At 39.7% G+C, this 16663-nt stretch carries 17 protein-coding genes; 11 read left to right on the forward strand and 6 right to left on the reverse strand.

All coding sequences use genetic code 11. The annotated features are described in order from the left end of the window. Position 1: 1 nt before the first annotated feature. From ureC to ureA, 3 genes are all read right to left on the reverse strand, one after another. Positions 2 to 1720, reverse strand: a complete 1719-nt coding sequence (ureC, locus tag HMPREF3263_RS09790) for an urease subunit alpha (protein WP_005698665.1) — start codon at positions 1718 to 1720, stop codon at positions 2 to 4. Positions 1721 to 1731: 11 nt separating this feature from the next. Further along, positions 1732 to 2037: an urease subunit beta gene (gene ureB, locus HMPREF3263_RS09795; RefSeq protein ID WP_005698637.1), complete on the reverse strand. Its 306-nt coding sequence runs from the start codon at positions 2035 to 2037 to the stop codon at positions 1732 to 1734. A 72-nt stretch (positions 2038 to 2109) separates the two neighbouring features. Then, positions 2110 to 2412, reverse strand: a complete 303-nt coding sequence (gene ureA / locus HMPREF3263_RS09800; RefSeq protein WP_005698682.1) for an urease subunit gamma — start codon at positions 2410 to 2412, stop codon at positions 2110 to 2112. 165 nt (positions 2413 to 2577) lie between these two features. Here ureA and HMPREF3263_RS09805 point away from each other — a divergent pair, with 165 nt between their 5' ends. The 9 genes from HMPREF3263_RS09805 (at position 2578) to metJ (ending at position 11672) form a co-directional block, all read left to right on the forward strand. After that, positions 2578 to 2868, forward strand: a complete 291-nt coding sequence (locus HMPREF3263_RS09805; RefSeq protein WP_005629492.1) for a co-chaperone GroES — start codon at positions 2578 to 2580, stop codon at positions 2866 to 2868. 22 nt (positions 2869 to 2890) lie between these two features. After that, on the forward strand, positions 2891 to 4537 hold the full coding sequence (groL, locus tag HMPREF3263_RS09810) for a chaperonin GroEL (RefSeq protein ID WP_005698641.1): 1647 nt from the start codon (positions 2891 to 2893) through the stop codon (positions 4535 to 4537). Positions 4538 to 4648: 111 nt separating this feature from the next. After that, positions 4649 to 5197 (forward strand): YecA/YgfB family protein, encoded by a 549-nt coding sequence (locus HMPREF3263_RS09815; protein WP_005698612.1) that lies wholly within the window; start codon positions 4649 to 4651, stop codon positions 5195 to 5197. 12 nt (positions 5198 to 5209) lie between these two features. Further along, positions 5210 to 6502: a Xaa-Pro aminopeptidase gene (gene pepP, locus HMPREF3263_RS09820; protein WP_005698609.1), complete on the forward strand. Its 1293-nt coding sequence runs from the start codon at positions 5210 to 5212 to the stop codon at positions 6500 to 6502. Positions 6503 to 6605: 103 nt separating this feature from the next. Continuing rightward, complete coding sequence (uspA, locus tag HMPREF3263_RS09825) at positions 6606 to 7031, forward strand: universal stress protein UspA (RefSeq protein ID WP_005698692.1); 426 nt, start codon at positions 6606 to 6608, stop codon at positions 7029 to 7031. A 186-nt stretch (positions 7032 to 7217) separates the two neighbouring features. Further along, the gene (alaS, locus tag HMPREF3263_RS09830; protein WP_005698656.1) at positions 7218 to 9842 is read left to right on the forward strand and encodes an alanine--tRNA ligase; all 2625 of its coding nucleotides are present in this window, start codon (positions 7218 to 7220) and stop codon (positions 9840 to 9842) included. A 78-nt stretch (positions 9843 to 9920) separates the two neighbouring features. Further along, positions 9921 to 10112 carry a carbon storage regulator CsrA gene (gene csrA / locus HMPREF3263_RS09835; protein WP_005698601.1) on the forward strand — a complete coding sequence of 64 codons (192 nt, stop codon included), beginning with the start codon at positions 9921 to 9923 and terminating at the stop codon, positions 10110 to 10112. Positions 10113 to 10335: 223 nt separating this feature from the next. Then, on the forward strand, positions 10336 to 11223 hold the full coding sequence (galU, locus tag HMPREF3263_RS09840; RefSeq protein WP_005698604.1) for a UTP--glucose-1-phosphate uridylyltransferase GalU: 888 nt from the start codon (positions 10336 to 10338) through the stop codon (positions 11221 to 11223). A gap of 131 nt (positions 11224 to 11354) precedes the next feature. Next, positions 11355 to 11672 carry a met regulon transcriptional regulator MetJ gene (gene metJ / locus HMPREF3263_RS09845; protein WP_005696757.1) on the forward strand — a complete coding sequence of 106 codons (318 nt, stop codon included), beginning with the start codon at positions 11355 to 11357 and terminating at the stop codon, positions 11670 to 11672. Between the two features lie 2 nt (positions 11673 to 11674). On the opposite strand, the gene cueR is transcribed toward metJ, so the two are convergent. Then, positions 11675 to 12061: a Cu(I)-responsive transcriptional regulator gene (gene cueR / locus HMPREF3263_RS09850; RefSeq protein WP_005698681.1), complete on the reverse strand. Its 387-nt coding sequence runs from the start codon at positions 12059 to 12061 to the stop codon at positions 11675 to 11677. An 80-nt stretch (positions 12062 to 12141) separates the two neighbouring features. Here cueR and HMPREF3263_RS09855 point away from each other — a divergent pair, with 80 nt between their 5' ends. Then, positions 12142 to 12351 (forward strand): heavy-metal-associated domain-containing protein, encoded by a 210-nt coding sequence (locus tag HMPREF3263_RS09855; RefSeq protein WP_005696754.1) that lies wholly within the window; start codon positions 12142 to 12144, stop codon positions 12349 to 12351. Next, complete coding sequence (locus HMPREF3263_RS09860) at positions 12338 to 14506, forward strand: heavy metal translocating P-type ATPase (protein WP_032804122.1); 2169 nt, start codon at positions 12338 to 12340, stop codon at positions 14504 to 14506. The genes HMPREF3263_RS09855 and HMPREF3263_RS09860 overlap by 14 nt, the downstream gene beginning before the upstream one ends. Positions 14507 to 14541: 35 nt before the next feature. Here HMPREF3263_RS09860 and cpxA read toward each other — a convergent pair whose 3' ends face one another. Continuing rightward, the gene (cpxA, locus tag HMPREF3263_RS09865) at positions 14542 to 15945 is read right to left on the reverse strand and encodes an envelope stress sensor histidine kinase CpxA (protein ID WP_005698714.1); all 1404 of its coding nucleotides are present in this window, start codon (positions 15943 to 15945) and stop codon (positions 14542 to 14544) included. Beyond that, on the reverse strand, positions 15945 to 16652 hold the full coding sequence (locus HMPREF3263_RS09870; protein ID WP_005698693.1) for a response regulator: 708 nt from the start codon (positions 16650 to 16652) through the stop codon (positions 15945 to 15947). The genes cpxA and HMPREF3263_RS09870 overlap by 1 nt, the downstream gene beginning before the upstream one ends. Positions 16653 to 16663 lie beyond the last annotated feature (11 nt).

Here is a 16663-nt window from a genome sequence, read left to right on the forward strand (position 1 = left end):
ATTAGAACAAGAAATATCGTTGTCCTAATGTCACTGTATCTACGGGTTCGCAGGTAATTAATTCACCATCCACTCGTACTTCATAGCGTTCTGGATCTACCGTGATTTCAGGTGTCGCGTTGTTATGAACGAGATCTTTTTTACCTACGCTGCGGCAGCCTTTCACGGCAATGGTTTCTTTGTGTAAGCCGAATTTAGCACGAATATCGGCTTTTTCAGCGGCTTGTGAAACAAAGAATACTGCTGTTTGTGCTGTCGCCAAACCTTGTGCACCGTACATTGGACGGTAGAATACAGGTTGTGGCGTTGGAATTGAGGCATTTGGATCGCCCATTTTGGCGTAGCTAATAAAGCCTTTTTTAATCACGACTTCGGGTTTTACTCCAAAGAACATCGGTTTCCATAACACGATATCTGCAATTTTGCCCACTTCTAATGAACCAATATGATCCGCAATACCATGTGCAATTGCTGGGTTGATGGTGTATTTCGCAATGTAGCGTTTAATACGGAAGTTATCGTTTCCTTCATTGCCTAGCTCGCCACGTTGCATTTTCATTTTATCTGCGGTTTGCCATGTACGAATAACGACTTCGCCAATACGGCCCATCGCTTGAGAGTCTGAACTCATAATTGAGAAAACGCCCATATCGTGCAAAATATCTTCCGCTGCAATAGTTTCAGGACGAATACGGCTATCGGCAAAAGCTACGTCTTCCGGCACGCGTTTATCTAAGTGATGGCAAACCATCAACATATCTAAATGTTCATCAATGGTGTTTTTCGTAAATGGGCGAGTCGGATTAGTAGATGCTGGCAATACGTTTGGATACATCGCCGCTTTAATGATATCTGGCGCATGACCGCCACCTGCACCTTCCGTGTGGAAAGTATGAATCACACGTCCATCAATCGCTTTCATGGTATCTTCTAAGAAACCACTTTCATTTAGCGTGTCGGTGTGAATCGCCACTTGAATATCCATTTCATCTGCGACTTTTAATGCAGAATCAATTACTGCAGGCGTTGCACCCCAGTCCTCATGGATTTTTAAACCTAATGCACCCGCTTCAATTTGTTCACGTAGCGGATCTAGCGTTGAACAGTTTCCTTTACCGAAAAATCCTACGTTAACAGGTAAAGCTTCTGCCGCTTGGAACATGCGTTCCATATACCATGCACCTGGTGTACAAGTCGTTGCGTGTGTACCATCAGCTGGGCCTGTTCCGCCACCAATTAAGGTAGTAACCCCGCTTTCAATCGCATGTTGTGCTTGTTGAGGGCAAATAAAGTGAATATGCGTATCGATACCGCCTGCGGTCGCAATTAAATGTGCACCATTATGCACTTCTGTGCTAGCACCGATAATCATATTTGGCGTGACGTTATCCATGGTGTCAGGGTTACCTGCTTGTCCGATGCCGACAATGCGACCATCGCGAATACCAATATCGGCTTTAATAATGCCTAATTTCGCATCAATGATCATCACGTTGGTAATCACAAAATCCAATACATTTGGATTGTCACGAGTTGCGGTACCGCTTTGCGCCATGCCATCACGTACACTTTTACCGCCACCAAATTTACACTCATCGCCTTTGGTCAATAAATCTTGTTCAATAGTTGCCCATAAATTGGTATCACTTAAACGGACTTTATCGCCAACGGTTGGGCCATAAGTTGCTACATATTGTGCTCTTGAAATTGTTAATGCCATTTTGCCCGACCTTATAATTTGCCATCAATTTGATTATGGACGCCGTAAATAGTTTGCGAACCACCAAAAGCGACTAATTCAACTGATTTTACTTCACCGGGTTCAAAACGCACTGCGTTGCCAGATGGAACATTTAAGCGCATTCCGCGCGCTAAAGTGCGGTCAAATTTAAGGGCATTATTGGTTTCAAAGAAATGGTAATGGGAACCGACTTGGATTGGTCGGTCGCCTGAATTGGTTACTTCGATTGTGACGGTTTTTCTGCCGACATTGGCAATGATATCGCCTTCAGCTAATTGGTATTCACCTGGGATCATCTTATTTAAATCCTTCTATTTTAAACTTTTTATGAAAGTTCCCCCTCTTTGCTAAAGAGGGGGGATTTTCTTTTATCTAATCGGATTGTGCACGGTAACAAGCTTCGTGCCATCTGGAAAAGTTGCTTCGATTTGTACTTCATGCACCATCTCGGCAACACCTTCCATCACATCTTCGACAGTGAGTAGCGTTGCGCCATATTGCATAACTTCAGCCACACTCATGCCATCTCTTGCCGCTTCTTGTAAATGGCTTGCAATGTACGCGATTGCCTCTGGATAGTTTAATTTTACGCCACGAGCTTTGCGTTTTGCTGTGAGCTCACCGGCTAAAAAGAGCATCAATTTCTCTTGTTCTCTTGATGTTAAATGCATATTGTTGTTCCTTAATTTAGTATTATGCAAAATGCGCTGAATTTTACGTAAAAAAATGAAATAGGAAAAATATTTTATTATATTTTTTTAATCATGCCCCTTGAAATCATAAAAAACTTCCTTATATAGAGGTTGCATTAACTAATTTTAAGAAGGAAATTAATCATGAATATTCGTCCTTTACACGATCGTGTAATCATTAAACGTGAAGAAGTAGAAACTCGTTCAGCTGGCGGTATCGTATTAACCGGTTCAGCAGCGACTAAATCAACCCGTGCAAAAGTATTGGCCGTGGGTAAAGGTCGTATTTTGGAAAATGGCACCGTTCAACCTTTAGATGTAAAAGTTGGCGATACAGTTATTTTCAATGATGGTTATGGCGTGAAAAGTGAAAAAATCGATGGTGAAGAAGTGTTAATCATTTCTGAAAACGATATTTTGGCGATTGTTGAATAATTTAAATTAAGGAAAAAAGAAAATGGCAGCAAAAGACGTAAAATTTGGTAACGATGCACGCGTAAAAATGCTTAAAGGCGTGAATGTATTAGCAGATGCAGTAAAAGTGACCCTTGGCCCTAAAGGTCGTAATGTCATTTTAGATAAATCATTTGGTGCACCAACCATCACTAAAGATGGTGTATCTGTTGCACGTGAAATTGAATTAGAAGATAAATTTGAAAATATGGGTGCACAAATGGTGAAAGAGGTTGCCTCTAAAGCCAACGATGCAGCAGGTGATGGTACAACTACCGCGACAGTTCTTGCTCAAGCTATTGTAAATGAAGGCTTAAAAGCTGTGGCTGCAGGCATGAACCCAATGGATTTAAAACGCGGTATTGACAAAGCAGTAAGTGCGGTTGTTTCTGAGCTTAAAAATTTATCTAAACCTTGCGAAACTTCTAAAGAAATTGAACAAGTTGGTACAATTTCGGCTAACTCTGACAGCATTGTGGGTCAATTAATTGCTCAAGCAATGGAAAAAGTGGGTAAAGAAGGCGTGATTACCGTAGAAGATGGTACAGGTCTTGACGATGAATTAGCTGTTGTGGAAGGGATGCAATTCGATCGTGGTTATTTATCACCTTATTTCATCAACAAACCAGAAACGGCAACGGTTGAATTAGATAATCCATACATTCTTTTAGTGGATAAAAAGGTATCAAATATCCGTGAATTACTTCCAGTATTAGAAGGTGTGGCAAAAGCGGGTAAACCATTATTAATTATTGCTGAAGACATCGAAGGTGAAGCGCTTGCAACTTTAGTGGTGAACACTGTGCGTGGTATCGTAAAAGTAGCTGCAGTAAAAGCACCTGGTTTTGGTGATCGCCGTAAAGCAATGTTACAAGATATTGCGATCTTAACAGCAGGTACCGTGATTTCTGAAGAAATCGGTATGGAACTTGAAAAAGCGACATTAGAAGATTTAGGTCAAGCAAAACGTGTAGTCATCAACAAAGACAATACCACGATTATCGATGGTGTAGGTGATGAAGCACAAATCAAAGGTCGTGTGGCTCAAATTCGTCAACAAATCGAAGAATCAACTTCTGATTACGACAAAGAAAAACTTCAAGAACGCGTGGCTAAACTTGCCGGCGGTGTTGCTGTGATCAAAGTTGGTGCAGCAACTGAAGTTGAAATGAAAGAGAAAAAAGATCGTGTGGATGATGCATTACACGCAACTCGTGCGGCGGTTGAAGAAGGTATCGTTGCAGGTGGTGGTGTTGCATTAGTTCGTGCAGCAACCAAAGTGGCGGCAACCTTAAAAGGTGATAACGAAGAACAAGATGTAGGTATCAAGCTTGCATTACGTGCAATGGAAGCGCCACTTCGTCAAATCGTAACCAACGCAGGTGAAGAAGCATCAGTTGTAGCAAGTGCGGTTAAAAATGGCGAAGGAAACTTTGGTTATAACGCGGGTACTGAACAGTATGGCGACATGATCGAAATGGGTATTTTAGATCCAACTAAAGTCACTCGTTCTGCGTTACAATTCGCGGCTTCTGTAGCAGGTTTAATGATCACGACAGAATGTATGGTTACTGATCTTCCTAAAGATGATAAAGCTGATTTAGGTGCTGCCGGAATGGGCGGTATGGGAGGTATGGGCGGAATGATGTAATTCCCCTTTGCAAAAGAAAGTGCGATCGTTTTTCTTTATAGAAATGCGATCGCATTTTTATTTGTGTGGTGCTACACTTTAATGGTTTTCGATGATTTTATAGGTATAACAATGACAATTTCCCAAACTGAACTTAATCAACAACTCAAATCTGCTGGTATTGGTATTAATGCAACAGAATTACATGGTTTTTTGAGCGGCTTAATTTGTGGTGGACTGAAAGACCAAAGCTGGTTACCGCTTTTATATCAATTCAGTAACGATAACCACGCTTATCCAACCGCATTAATTCAGCCAATTACCGAAATTTATGAGCAGATTGGTAAAACCTTATCGGATGTAGAAGGGTTTGATTTTGAATTGGGCTTAACAGAAGATGAGAGTGTGTTTGCACGTGCAGACAGCCTATCAGACTGGGCAAACCAATTTTTACTGGGCTTAGGTCTTGTTCAGACAGAGTTGGATAAAGAAAAAGGCGAAATTGGTGAAGCGGTAGATGATTTACAAGATATTTGTCAGCTTGGTTATGAAGAAGATGATGATGAAGAAGAGCTTGCTGAAGCCTTAGAAGAAATTATTGAATATGTTCGCACCATTGCTATGCTGTTTTATACCCATTTCAACGATGATGCACAAGAAATAAAACCGATATTACATTAAAAGGAGCGAAACATGGATCTCGCATACATGGCGGCATTACCGCAAGAGGAATTTACAGAACGTCGTCAAAAAGTATTCGCGCAAATGCAGCCAAATTCTGCTTTGTTGCTATTTTCCGAAATTGAAAAACGTCGTAATAACGACTGCGATTTTCCTTTCCGTCAAGACAGCTACTTTTGGTATTTAACGGGTTTTAATGAGCCAAATGCAGCGTTGTTATTGATTAAAACGGAAGAAACTGAAAAGACGGTTGTATTTCTTCGTCCGCGAGATCCTTTGCTTGAAACCTGGAATGGTCGTCGATTAGGCGTTGAGCGCGCACCGCAAAAACTCAATGTCGATGAAGCCTATTCTATCGATGATTTTAAATCTGAATTTCCAAAATTAACGGAAAAATTAACCGCACTTTATCATGTGGCCGATCGTCATCCTTGGGGAGATAAATTATTAGCTGAAAGTGCGGTGAAATTTTACGCTGTTTTTGATTGGCAGCCGATGTTAAGTGAAATGCGCTTAATCAAATCTCCAAACGAAATTCGCTTAATGCAGCAAGCGGGACAAATTACAGCGTTCGGACATATTAAAGCGATGCAAGTGACTCGTCCAAATCGTTTTGAATATGAAATTGAAAGCGAGATTTTACATGAATTTAATCGTCACGGCGCAAGATTTCCTTCTTATAACTCCATTGTTGCTGGCGGTGATAATGCCTGCATTTTGCATTACACCGAAAATGATCAACCATTGAAAGATGGCGATCTTGTGTTAATTGATGCAGGTTGTGAATTTGCTATGTATGCAGGGGATATCACACGTACATTTCCAGTGAATGGTAAATTTACTCAGCCACAACGTGAGATTTATGAATTAGTCTTAAAAGCACAAAAACGTGCGATTGAGTTATTAGTGCTCGGTAATTCAATTAAATTGGCGAATGATGAAGTGATCCGTATTAAAACTCAAGGCTTGGTTGATTTAGGCATTCTGAAAGGGGATGTGGATAAGCTGATCGAAGAAAAAGCCTATCGTCAATTTTATATGCATGGTTTAGGCCATTGGCTTGGTTTAGATGTACACGATGTTGGCCGCTATGATGATGAGCGTAGTCGCACGCTTGAAGTGGGGATGATCATCACCGTTGAGCCGGGCATTTATATTTCAGAAGAAGCAGATGTGCCAGCCCAATATAAAGGCATTGGTGTGCGTATTGAGGATAACTTGCTAATGACAGAATATGGCAATAAAAATCTGACTGCGGCGGCACCAAAAGAAATTGATGACATTGAAAATTTAATGAAAAATTGAGAAGAATTCTCAAAATTGTGATCTAGTGCAAGTTTTTTGTGCAGTTAAGGTGCTAATATACTGTTAGATAAAAAAGACCAATCAAATCAGTAAGGAGTCGATTATGTACAAACACGTTTTAGTTGCGGTAGATCTTTCTGACGAAAGTGAATTTCTACTCAAAAAAGCCGTGGGAATTGCAAAACGTAATGATGCGCAACTTTCCATTATTCATGTAGATGTAAACTTCTCGGATCTCTATACTGGTTTAATTGATGTCAATATGTCATCAATGCAAGATAGAATCTCGAGCGAAACCCAAAAAGCGCTAATTAATTTAGCCGAACATGCGGGTTATCCAATAAAAGAAAAATTGAGCGGTAGCGGTGATTTAGGTCAAGTTTTGACAGACGCTATTGATCAGTATGATGTAGATCTACTAGTGACAGGTCATCACCAAGATTTCTGGAGTAAATTGATGTCTTCAACACGTCAAGTGATGAATACCATTAAAATTGATATGTTGGTTGTGCCACTTCGCGACGAATAGTGATCAAAAATTATTTTAGCCCTATTAAAATAACGTAAATTTTAACCGCACTTCTCAATTAATGCAGTAGAGTGCGGTTTTCTTTTTTAAGATCAGTGAAAAAGCCTTTTTCTCTAGGTTAAAATATGCAAAAATAGTGAGCTTTTTTATAAATCGTGATCGAGATAGAGACACAAGGTTTTATCAATGAAAACAACAGCAGAAATTAGACAGTCATTCCTTGATTTTTTCCATAGCAAGGGGCATCAGGTCGTCGCAAGTAGTTCGCTTGTGCCTGAAAACGACCCGACATTGCTTTTTACCAATGCCGGGATGAACCAATTTAAAGATGTGTTCCTTGGTATGGACAAACGTCCTTACTCACGTGCGACAACTGCACAACGTTGTGTGCGCGCAGGTGGTAAGCATAATGACTTAGAAAACGTCGGTTATACGGCGCGTCACCATACTTTCTTTGAAATGCTCGGCAACTTCAGCTTTGGTGACTATTTCAAACATGATGCGATTAATTTTGCGTGGGAGTTCTTAACCTCTCCACGATGGCTCGGCTTACCAAAAGAAAAATTATGGGTAACCGTGTATGAAACCGATAATGAAGCTTATGATATTTGGCACAAAGAAGTTGGTGTGCCAGCGGAGCGCATCATTCGTATCGGTGATAACAAAGGGGCACCTTATGCATCAGATAACTTCTGGGCAATGGGTGATACAGGTCCTTGTGGTCCATGTACCGAAATTTTCTACGATCACGGTGATCATATTTGGGGTGGACCTCCAGGCTCACCAGAAGAAGACGGTGACCGCTATATCGAAATCTGGAACGTGGTGTTCATGCAGTTTAACCGTCAAGCAGACGGTACAATGGAAAAACTACCACGTCCATCTGTTGATACCGGGATGGGCTTAGAGCGTATTTCTGCCGTATTACAGCACGTAAACTCTAACTATGAGATCGATATTTTCCAAAAATTAATTGCGAAAACAGCAGAAATCGTAGGGACAACAGATTTAACCAATAAATCATTACGCGTAATTGCAGACCACATTCGTTCTTGTGCATATTTAATTGCAGATGGTGTGATTCCATCAAACGAAGGTCGTGGTTATGTATTACGTCGTATTATCCGTCGTGCGGTACGTCATGGTCACTTGTTAGGTGCTAAAGAAGCGTTCTTCTACAAACTTGTGCCGACTTTAATTGAAGTCATGGCGGAAGCTGGCAAAGAAGTTAAAGAAAAACAAGCCAATGTCGAAAAATTACTTCGTTTAGAAGAAGAGCAATTTGCTCGTACATTAGAGCGCGGATTAAGCTTATTAGACGATGCGCTTGCTCAAGTGAAAGATGGTGTGTTGTCAGGTGAAGTTGCCTTTAAACTTTATGATACTTATGGCTTCCCACTTGATTTAACCGCTGACGTATGTCGCGAGCGTGATATTGCAATTGATGAAGCAGGTTTTGAGCGTGAAATGGAAGCACAACGTTTACGTGCTCAATCTGCAAGCCAATTCGGCATGGATTACAATAATGTTATTCGCGTAGAAGGTGAAACGAAATTTGAAGGTTATACTGAATCAGAATCTTTAGCCAAAGTGACCGCACTTTTCCATGATGGAAAATCAGTAGACAGTATTACTGCAGGCCAAAGTGCTGTGGTGATTTTAGAAAATACTCCATTCTATGCGGAATCAGGTGGTCAAATTGGTGACAGCGGTTATTTAACCTCTCAAGGTATTCAGTTTAATGTAAAAGATACTCAAAAATATGGTCAAGTGTTCGGTCATATTGGTGAGTTAGAACAAGGTACTTTAAAAGTCGGACAAACACTCAATGCGGTTGTGGATGCAGCAAGACGTAATCAAACGTCACTTAACCATTCTGCAACACACTTATTACATGCCGCATTGCGTCAAGTTTTAGGTCACCATGTAGTGCAAAAAGGATCGTTAGTATCTGATACCGCATTACGTTTTGACTTTGCTCATCCGGAAGCGATTACCAAAGCACAGCTTAATGAAATTGAAACGTTGGTAAACCAAAAAGTGCGTGAGAATTTTGTAGTTCAAACGGATGTAATGGATATCGAAGCGGCAAAAGCGAAAGGTGCAATGGCGTTATTCGGTGAAAAATATGCTGATGTGGTACGTGTTTTAACAATGGGAGATTTCTCCGTTGAACTTTGTGGTGGCATTCATGCTAAACGTACCGGTGATATCGGTTTATTTAAAATTGTGGCGGAAACTGCAGTTGCTGCAGGTGTTCGTCGTATTGAAGCGGTAACGGGTGAAAATGCAATTAATTGGTTACACAACCAACAACGTATTCTTACTCAAAGTGCAGATTTATTTAAATCTGACGTTAATACCCTTGTTGAGAAAATTCAGCAACTTCAAGATAAAGCGAAGAAAGCAGAAAAAGAATTACAAGGATTAAAAGAAAAAGCCGCAATGCAAGCGGGTTCCGATTTAGTGAAAAGTGCGGTTAAAATTAACGATGTTTCTGTAATCGTACATCAACTAGACGGAATTGAAACTAAATCGTTACGTGTGATGGTTGATGATTTGAAAAATCAACTTGGTTCAGGCGTAATTGTATTTGCATCTATTTTAGATGGTAAAGTCAACCTTGTCGTTGGCGTAACAAGCGATTTAACTACTAAAGTGAAGGCCGGTGAGCTAGTGAATTTAATGGCTCAGCAAGTTGGTGGAAAAGGCGGTGGTCGCCCTGATATGGCAATGGCAGGAGGCTCCCAACCAGAAAATGTGAGTTTAGCATTAACAGTCGCAAAAAACTGGTTAAGCAATAATCTGTAGTACAAGCAGGTCGGTGGGATGCCGATCTTTACTTGATTGATAGGGATATCTAATAAATGCAAACTAAGGAGATAAAAGATGTTAATCTTAACTCGAAAAGTTGGCGAAAGTGTTCTTATTGGGGACGATATTTCTATCACGGTTTTGAGTGTACGTGGAAACCAAGTCAAACTCGGTGTGCAAGCGCCTAAAGAAGTATCTGTTCACCGAGAGGAAATTTACCAACGAATTCTGCAGTCAAAAGATGAACATGTAGACGGCACATCTTAGGTTTACGAGTTTTATGAATGTTTTGACATTCTGTTTATACTTTAATTAACGTTTTTTCAAAAATTAAACCCATTGGTTTGCAAAATTTAAAATAACGGAAATTTCAGTGATAAAGGGTAGAGAAGGAACTTTTCTAACTTAAATCTATCAAAGCTTAATAAATAATGACCGCACTTTTTCAGAGAAGTGTGGTCATTCCATATTTAAATAAAAAGGAAAATCAATGAAAGCAATTATTCCTGTAGCAGGTCTGGGTACCCGTATGTTACCGGCAACAAAAGCGATTCCAAAAGAAATGTTAACGCTTGTGGACAAACCACTGATTCAATATGTTGTGAATGAATGTGTGGCTGCAGGCATCAAAGAGATTGTGTTAGTTACACATTCATCTAAAAATGCCATTGAAAACCACTTTGATACGTCTTTTGAGTTGGAAACAATGTTAGAGAAACGTGTTAAACGCCAGCTTCTAGAAGAGGTGCGTTCTATTTGCCCTAAAGATGTAACTATTATGCATGTTCGTCAAGGCAATGCGAAAGGTTTGGGGCATGCGGTGTTATGTGGTCGCCCAGTTGTTGGAAATGAGCCATTTGCAGTGGTGTTACCTGATGTGCTTTTAGCGGATTTTACGGCAAATCAAAAGAAAGAAAATCTTTCTGCGATGATTAAACGTTTCAAAGAAACTAAAGCGAGCCAAATTATGGTTGCGCCTGTTTCCGCTGATGAAGTGAGTAGCTATGGTATCGCGGATTGTGGTGGCGTAGAGTTGAAAGGTGGTGATAGCGTTAAAATTAATAGCATTGTTGAAAAACCATCTGTTGATGAGGCGCCATCAAATCTTGCGGTTGTAGGTCGTTATGTATTCTCTGCTGCGATTTGGGATTTATTAGAAAAAACACCAGTTGGTGTGGGTGATGAAATCCAATTAACAGATGCGATCGATATGCTTATCGAGAAAGAGATTGTTGAAGCATTCCATATGACAGGCAGAAGCTTTGACTGTGGTGACAAGATTGGCTATATGGAAGCTTTTGTAGAATATGGTCTTCGTCATGATAAATTAGGCAAAGAGTTTAAAGCTTTCCTAAAAGATCTTGCAAAAACCTTATAATTGATTGAAACCACCGAAAGGTGGTTTTTATTTATCTTATCTAGATTTCTATACTTTTAGCCGTCTAGATTGTCATTTTGCTTATTTTTCATTAAAATACAGGTGAATTATCAGGTTATTTAAGGTGCATTATGGCAAACTGGGATGGCAAATATATTAGCCCTTATGCAGAACATGGCAAAAAGAGCGAACAAGTCAAAAAAATTACAGTTTCTATTCCGATTAAAGTATTGGAAATTCTGACGAACGAGCGTACGCGTCGTCAGTTAAAAAGTTTGCGCCATGCAACAAATAGTGAATTGCTTTGTGAGGCATTCTTGCATGCTTTTACTGGTCAGCCATTACCGACGGATGCAGATTTAATGAAAGAACGCCATGATGAGATTCCTGAAAATGCCAAAGAGATTATGCGTGATTTAGGCATCGATCCTGAAAGCTGGGAATATTAATTTTATCCTTTTAACCCTTCCAAAATACTGCATTCAGGGCAGTCATTGCCCTGACAAGCGTTATGCCATCGCTCCAATTCCTCTACCATTTTTTGCAAGTGATGAATTTGTTCATTTAATGTTTTAATATGCTGCGTCGTGAGTGCTTTAACTTCTCGGCTACTGCGATTGGGATTATCCTGTAATTGCAAAAGTTGTTGAATTTGTTGGAGTGAAAACCCAACATCTCGAGAGTGACGAATAAAACGTAGTCGTTCTAAATCCTTTTCTTCATAATGGCGATAACCAGAAAGGCTTCGCTGTGCTGGTTTTAATAAGCCGGACTTCTCATAATCCCGAATTTGTTTACTTGATAAGCCGACTAATTTTGCTACTTCACTAATGTTCATAAAAAAACCTTGACCTTAACCTTATGTTAAGGTTTATAGTAAGCTTAATTTCAATCTATATCAATAATTAAGGAGTAAATATGAAATCAATTACATTACATGTAACGGGAATGACTTGTGGTGGTTGTGTGAAAAGCGTCACTAGAGTATTGGAAGAACTTAATGGCGTAGAAAAAGCCGTTGTAACACTTGATGACGGTAAAGCGGTAGTTACCTTTGATGAAAGTGCGGTCAGTATTCCACAATTAATTGAAACAATTGAAGACGCAGGTTTTGATGCAACAGAATAAAAAAATAGTCATTCAAATCGAGGGGATGACCTGTCAATCCTGTGCTAACCGGATTGAAAAGGTGTTGAACCGAAAAGATTTTGTCTATGAAGCAGGCGTGAATTTTGCTGCGGAGGAAGCGCACGTAGTATTTGATTCATCTCAGGCTTCAGAACAAGATATTTTGACAATTATTCAAAAAGCAGGATTTAATGGCATTCTAAAGCAAAATGTGTTGCCTAGTGCACCCAATGAAACGAAGATTAGTCCGCGTTTATGGTTGCTTTTGTTCATTAATATTCCTTTTTTAATCGGAATGATCGGGATGATGTTTAATCATCATTCTTGGATGATGCCGCCAATGTGGCAATTTGTTCTTGCTAGCATTGTGCAACTTGGGTTAGCCATTCCGTTTTATAAAGGGGCGATAGGGAGTATTCGAGGTGGTTTGGCCAATATGGATGTACTGGTGAGTGCTGGTACGTTGGCGATTTATCTCTATTCGGTCTTTATGTTTTTTTATCATCAGTCAATGGGGCATGATGGCGCATCTCATGTTTATTTTGAAGCATCGGTGATGGTCATCGGTTTCGTTAGCCTTGGGAAATTTCTTGAGGAAAGAACGAAGAAACAAAGTTTAAATAGTTTAGGGTTGTTGTTACAGCTCACCCCAAAACAAGTGAGTGTTCAACATGAAAATCGTTGGGAAACGATTCCTCTCGACCAAGTAAAAATAGGCGATATTTTACGGGCTAATCAAGGTGAACGTATTGCTGCGGATGGCATTGTTGAGCAAGGAAGTGGTTGGTGCGATGAGAGTCATTTAACCGGTGAATCTCAACCATTAGAAAAAATATCTCAAAGCCCTGTGCTTGCGGGAGCAATGGTGACACAAGGTAGCCTTATTTATCGAGCCAATCAACTCGGCCAGCAAACACTATTAGGCGATATGATGAAAGCGCTCTCTGAGGCACAAGGTACAAAAGCACCGATTGCTCGTTTTGCTGATAAGGTCGCTTCTGTCTTTGTACCAGCCGTGTTATTGATTTCGGCACTAACATTTGGATTGACTTGGTGGATAAAAGGAGATTGGGTAACCGCCTTAATTCATTCTGTTGCTGTGTTAGTCATTGCCTGTCCTTGTGCTTTAGGGCTTGCCACACCGGCTGCCATAATGGTCGGTATGGGCAAAGCAGTCAATGCAGGGATTTGGTTTAAAGATGCGGCATCCATGGAAGAAGCGGCCCATGTGGATACGGTGGTATTAGACAAAACAGGTACGCTAACTCATGGAGACCTCAAAATCGCCGCAGTTTGGCAACCACAAAGTGCGGTTTATTCAGAGGCGGATTTATATCGTATAGCGGCTTCCGTTGAACAAAATGCTAATCACCCTTTAGCTAAAGCAATAGTCCTGGCTGCTCAGGAAAAATCACTTGAAATTCCGACCGCACTTTCAGTTCATTCCGAAGTGGGGCAGGGCATCTCTGCTCATATTGATAGAATAGGTTTGGTTAAAGTCGGTAAGCCGGCTTATTGTGAATTATTCTTACCAGATAATATGCCTCAAATTTGGCAAATTGCGAGTATTGTTGCGGTATCTGTAGATAACAACCCAATAGGTGCATTTGCACTAGCCGACAGTCTAAAAGAGGATAGTTTGCAAGCGATTCAGCGTTTACATCAACATAATATTGATGTGGTGATAATGAGTGGCGATCAGCAATCTGTCGTTGATTATGTTGCTCAGCAAGTTGGTGTGAAAACCGCACGGGGTAATTGTAGCCCACGTGACAAAGCGGCCTATATTGAAACATTACGTCAGCAAGGAAAAGTGGTTGCAATGGTTGGTGATGGTGTAAATGATGCACCCGCATTAGCAATGGCTAACGTAAGCTTTGCAATGAAATCGGGTTCTGATGTTGCAGAGCAAACTGCATCGGCGACACTCATGCAGCATTCGGTTAATCAGTTAGTTGATGGATTAATGATTTCCCGAGCAACATTAAAGAATATTAAACAAAATTTATTCTTTGCTTTGATTTATAATGTGCTAGGTATTCCACTTGCAGCATTGGGCTATTTAAGCCCAGTCTTGGCTGGTGCGGCAATGGCGATGAGCTCACTTTCGGTTCTGTCTAATGCACTGAGATTAAAAAGAGTGAAAATTAAATAAGAACAAGGCGATATGAAAATATCGCCTTGTTTGAATTAACTTTGTTTCCATAATGGAAGTTGAATCGTGACAGCAAGTCCGCCTAAATTACTCTGTTCAGCCCAGACCTTTCCCTGATGCTCATTCACTACATTTGCAACGATAGTCAAACCTAATCCGGTCCCACCAGTAGCCCTAGTTCTTGTTTCATCAACACGATAAAATGGCTTGAAAATTTTTTCAAATTCTTCAGGTGGCAAACCAAGTCCATTGTCATCAACTCGGATTTGAACATAATCATTTTCTTGAACATTTCTATGCAAGGAAATAGTCAGGAAAATTCTGTTTTTAGTATATTTTAGTGCGTTACGAATAATATTTTCAATAGCGCTTGTGAGTAGTCTTAAATTACCATAAATGGTGTGTTGTTCTGGATGTAAAATTGAAATATTGACATCACAAATTATTTTACGTTGCTCTGCTTCAAATAATGCATCTTTGATAACGTCAGTCCAAAGATGATCGATTGTAAATAGATTATGCTCCATTTGAGAATGCATTTTTTGACGAGAAATGAGGAGTAGCTCACTAATCATTTTATCCATTCTTGATATTTCTTTCTCAATTCTTTCAACAGCATCTATATTACCTACTTTGTGACGAATAAGTGCTGTGGAGAGTTGTAATCTGGTTAACGGGGTTTTTAATTCATGTGAAATAGATGAAAGTAAATTATGTTGGTTAGAGATTAAATTATTAATAGCAATGGACATTTTGTTAAAGCTTTGTCCGACCTCTCGTAGTTCAGAAGGGCCTTGATTAGCTAGTTCGTTATCTACCTTGAAATCACCCAGTGCAACACTATTAGCGGCTTTTTGTAGCTTGGTGATAGGCTTAACAATTGTATAAGTAAACCACCAAAGTAAGGGGGTTGTAATAATTAGGGTCATGAGTAGTAGTACCCATGGATGGTTTAGCATATAGCGTAATACTTCTTGCTGTCCGTTAACTCTTGATATAAAAAAGAGCTCAGAGGCTTCTTCAGCATCGCCTATATATACTTTAAAGGGACCTGCAATTTGGATATCTCTGAAGGTTTTTCTTTGTGGAATAGTAAAGTTAGTTGATTCATCAAAAAATTGAAGGATATGTGTTTTTTCTTCTCCTAGTGCACCAAATACTTCTTTATTTGGTGTAATTAAAACTGGGCGTGCTGAGTCAAATTTATCTGTAGGAAGAACAGGAACACCCGCTAGAAGTCCTTTAATTTTATTATTTCGAATAGACTCAACGAGTTTTTGTTGATAAGTGGCTATTTCATTATCATCAAGCTCAGAATATAAATGTCCATCGAAATAAGGAAGAATGACTAGAAGAGTCGTCATTACAAACAACGCAATCCAGAAAACGGAGAATGTACGTATGGTTAAACGGTTTAAACTAAGTTTTGTTGTATACATTATTCACAAACCAATAAATAACCACGACCACGTAATGTTTTTAGCCATGGCATACCATTTTTTCTTTCAGGAAGTTTTTTGCGTAAGTTTGACATATGCATATCAATTGAGCGATCAAAAGGAGATAAATTTTTTCCTAGAACATTTACACTGAGTTCTTCTCTAGAAATAATTTGTCCAGGGTTTAGAGCCAATTTATATAGAAGGGCAAATTCAGAGCCAGTCAAAGATAAATCAATACCCTGGTAAGAGGCTTGTTGAATTCCAGGATGTAGTATTAATTCATCAAATTCTAGTGTCTTGTCTTCTTTTGATGATATTTGATCTGATTGTGAGTCAAGTTCAGAAGAGCCTACTCTACGTAAAATTGCTTTTATACGAGCAACTAATTCTCGATCGTTAAATGGTTTAGGAAGATAATCGTCAGCACCTAGTTCAAGTCCTAATACTCGATCAATTTCTTCTCCCCGAGCGGTGAGCATCATTACTGGAATATTCGATATTTGGCGAATTTTCTTGAGCGTTTCAATGCCGTTTAAAACAGGCATCATTACATCCAATAAAACTAACTGGTGGCTTGCATTTAGTTTATCTAATGCTTCTTGGCCATTATTGGCGACCTCGACTTCAAAACCTGTCAGTCTTAATACTTCTGCAAGCAAATCAGTTAGCTCAATATCATCATCGACTAATAGAATTTTTGACATTTTTATTACCT

This window comes from Haemophilus sp. HMSC61B11, assembly GCF_001838615.1.
Classification (GTDB): Bacteria; Pseudomonadota; Gammaproteobacteria; order Enterobacterales; family Pasteurellaceae; genus Haemophilus_D; species Haemophilus_D parainfluenzae_AD.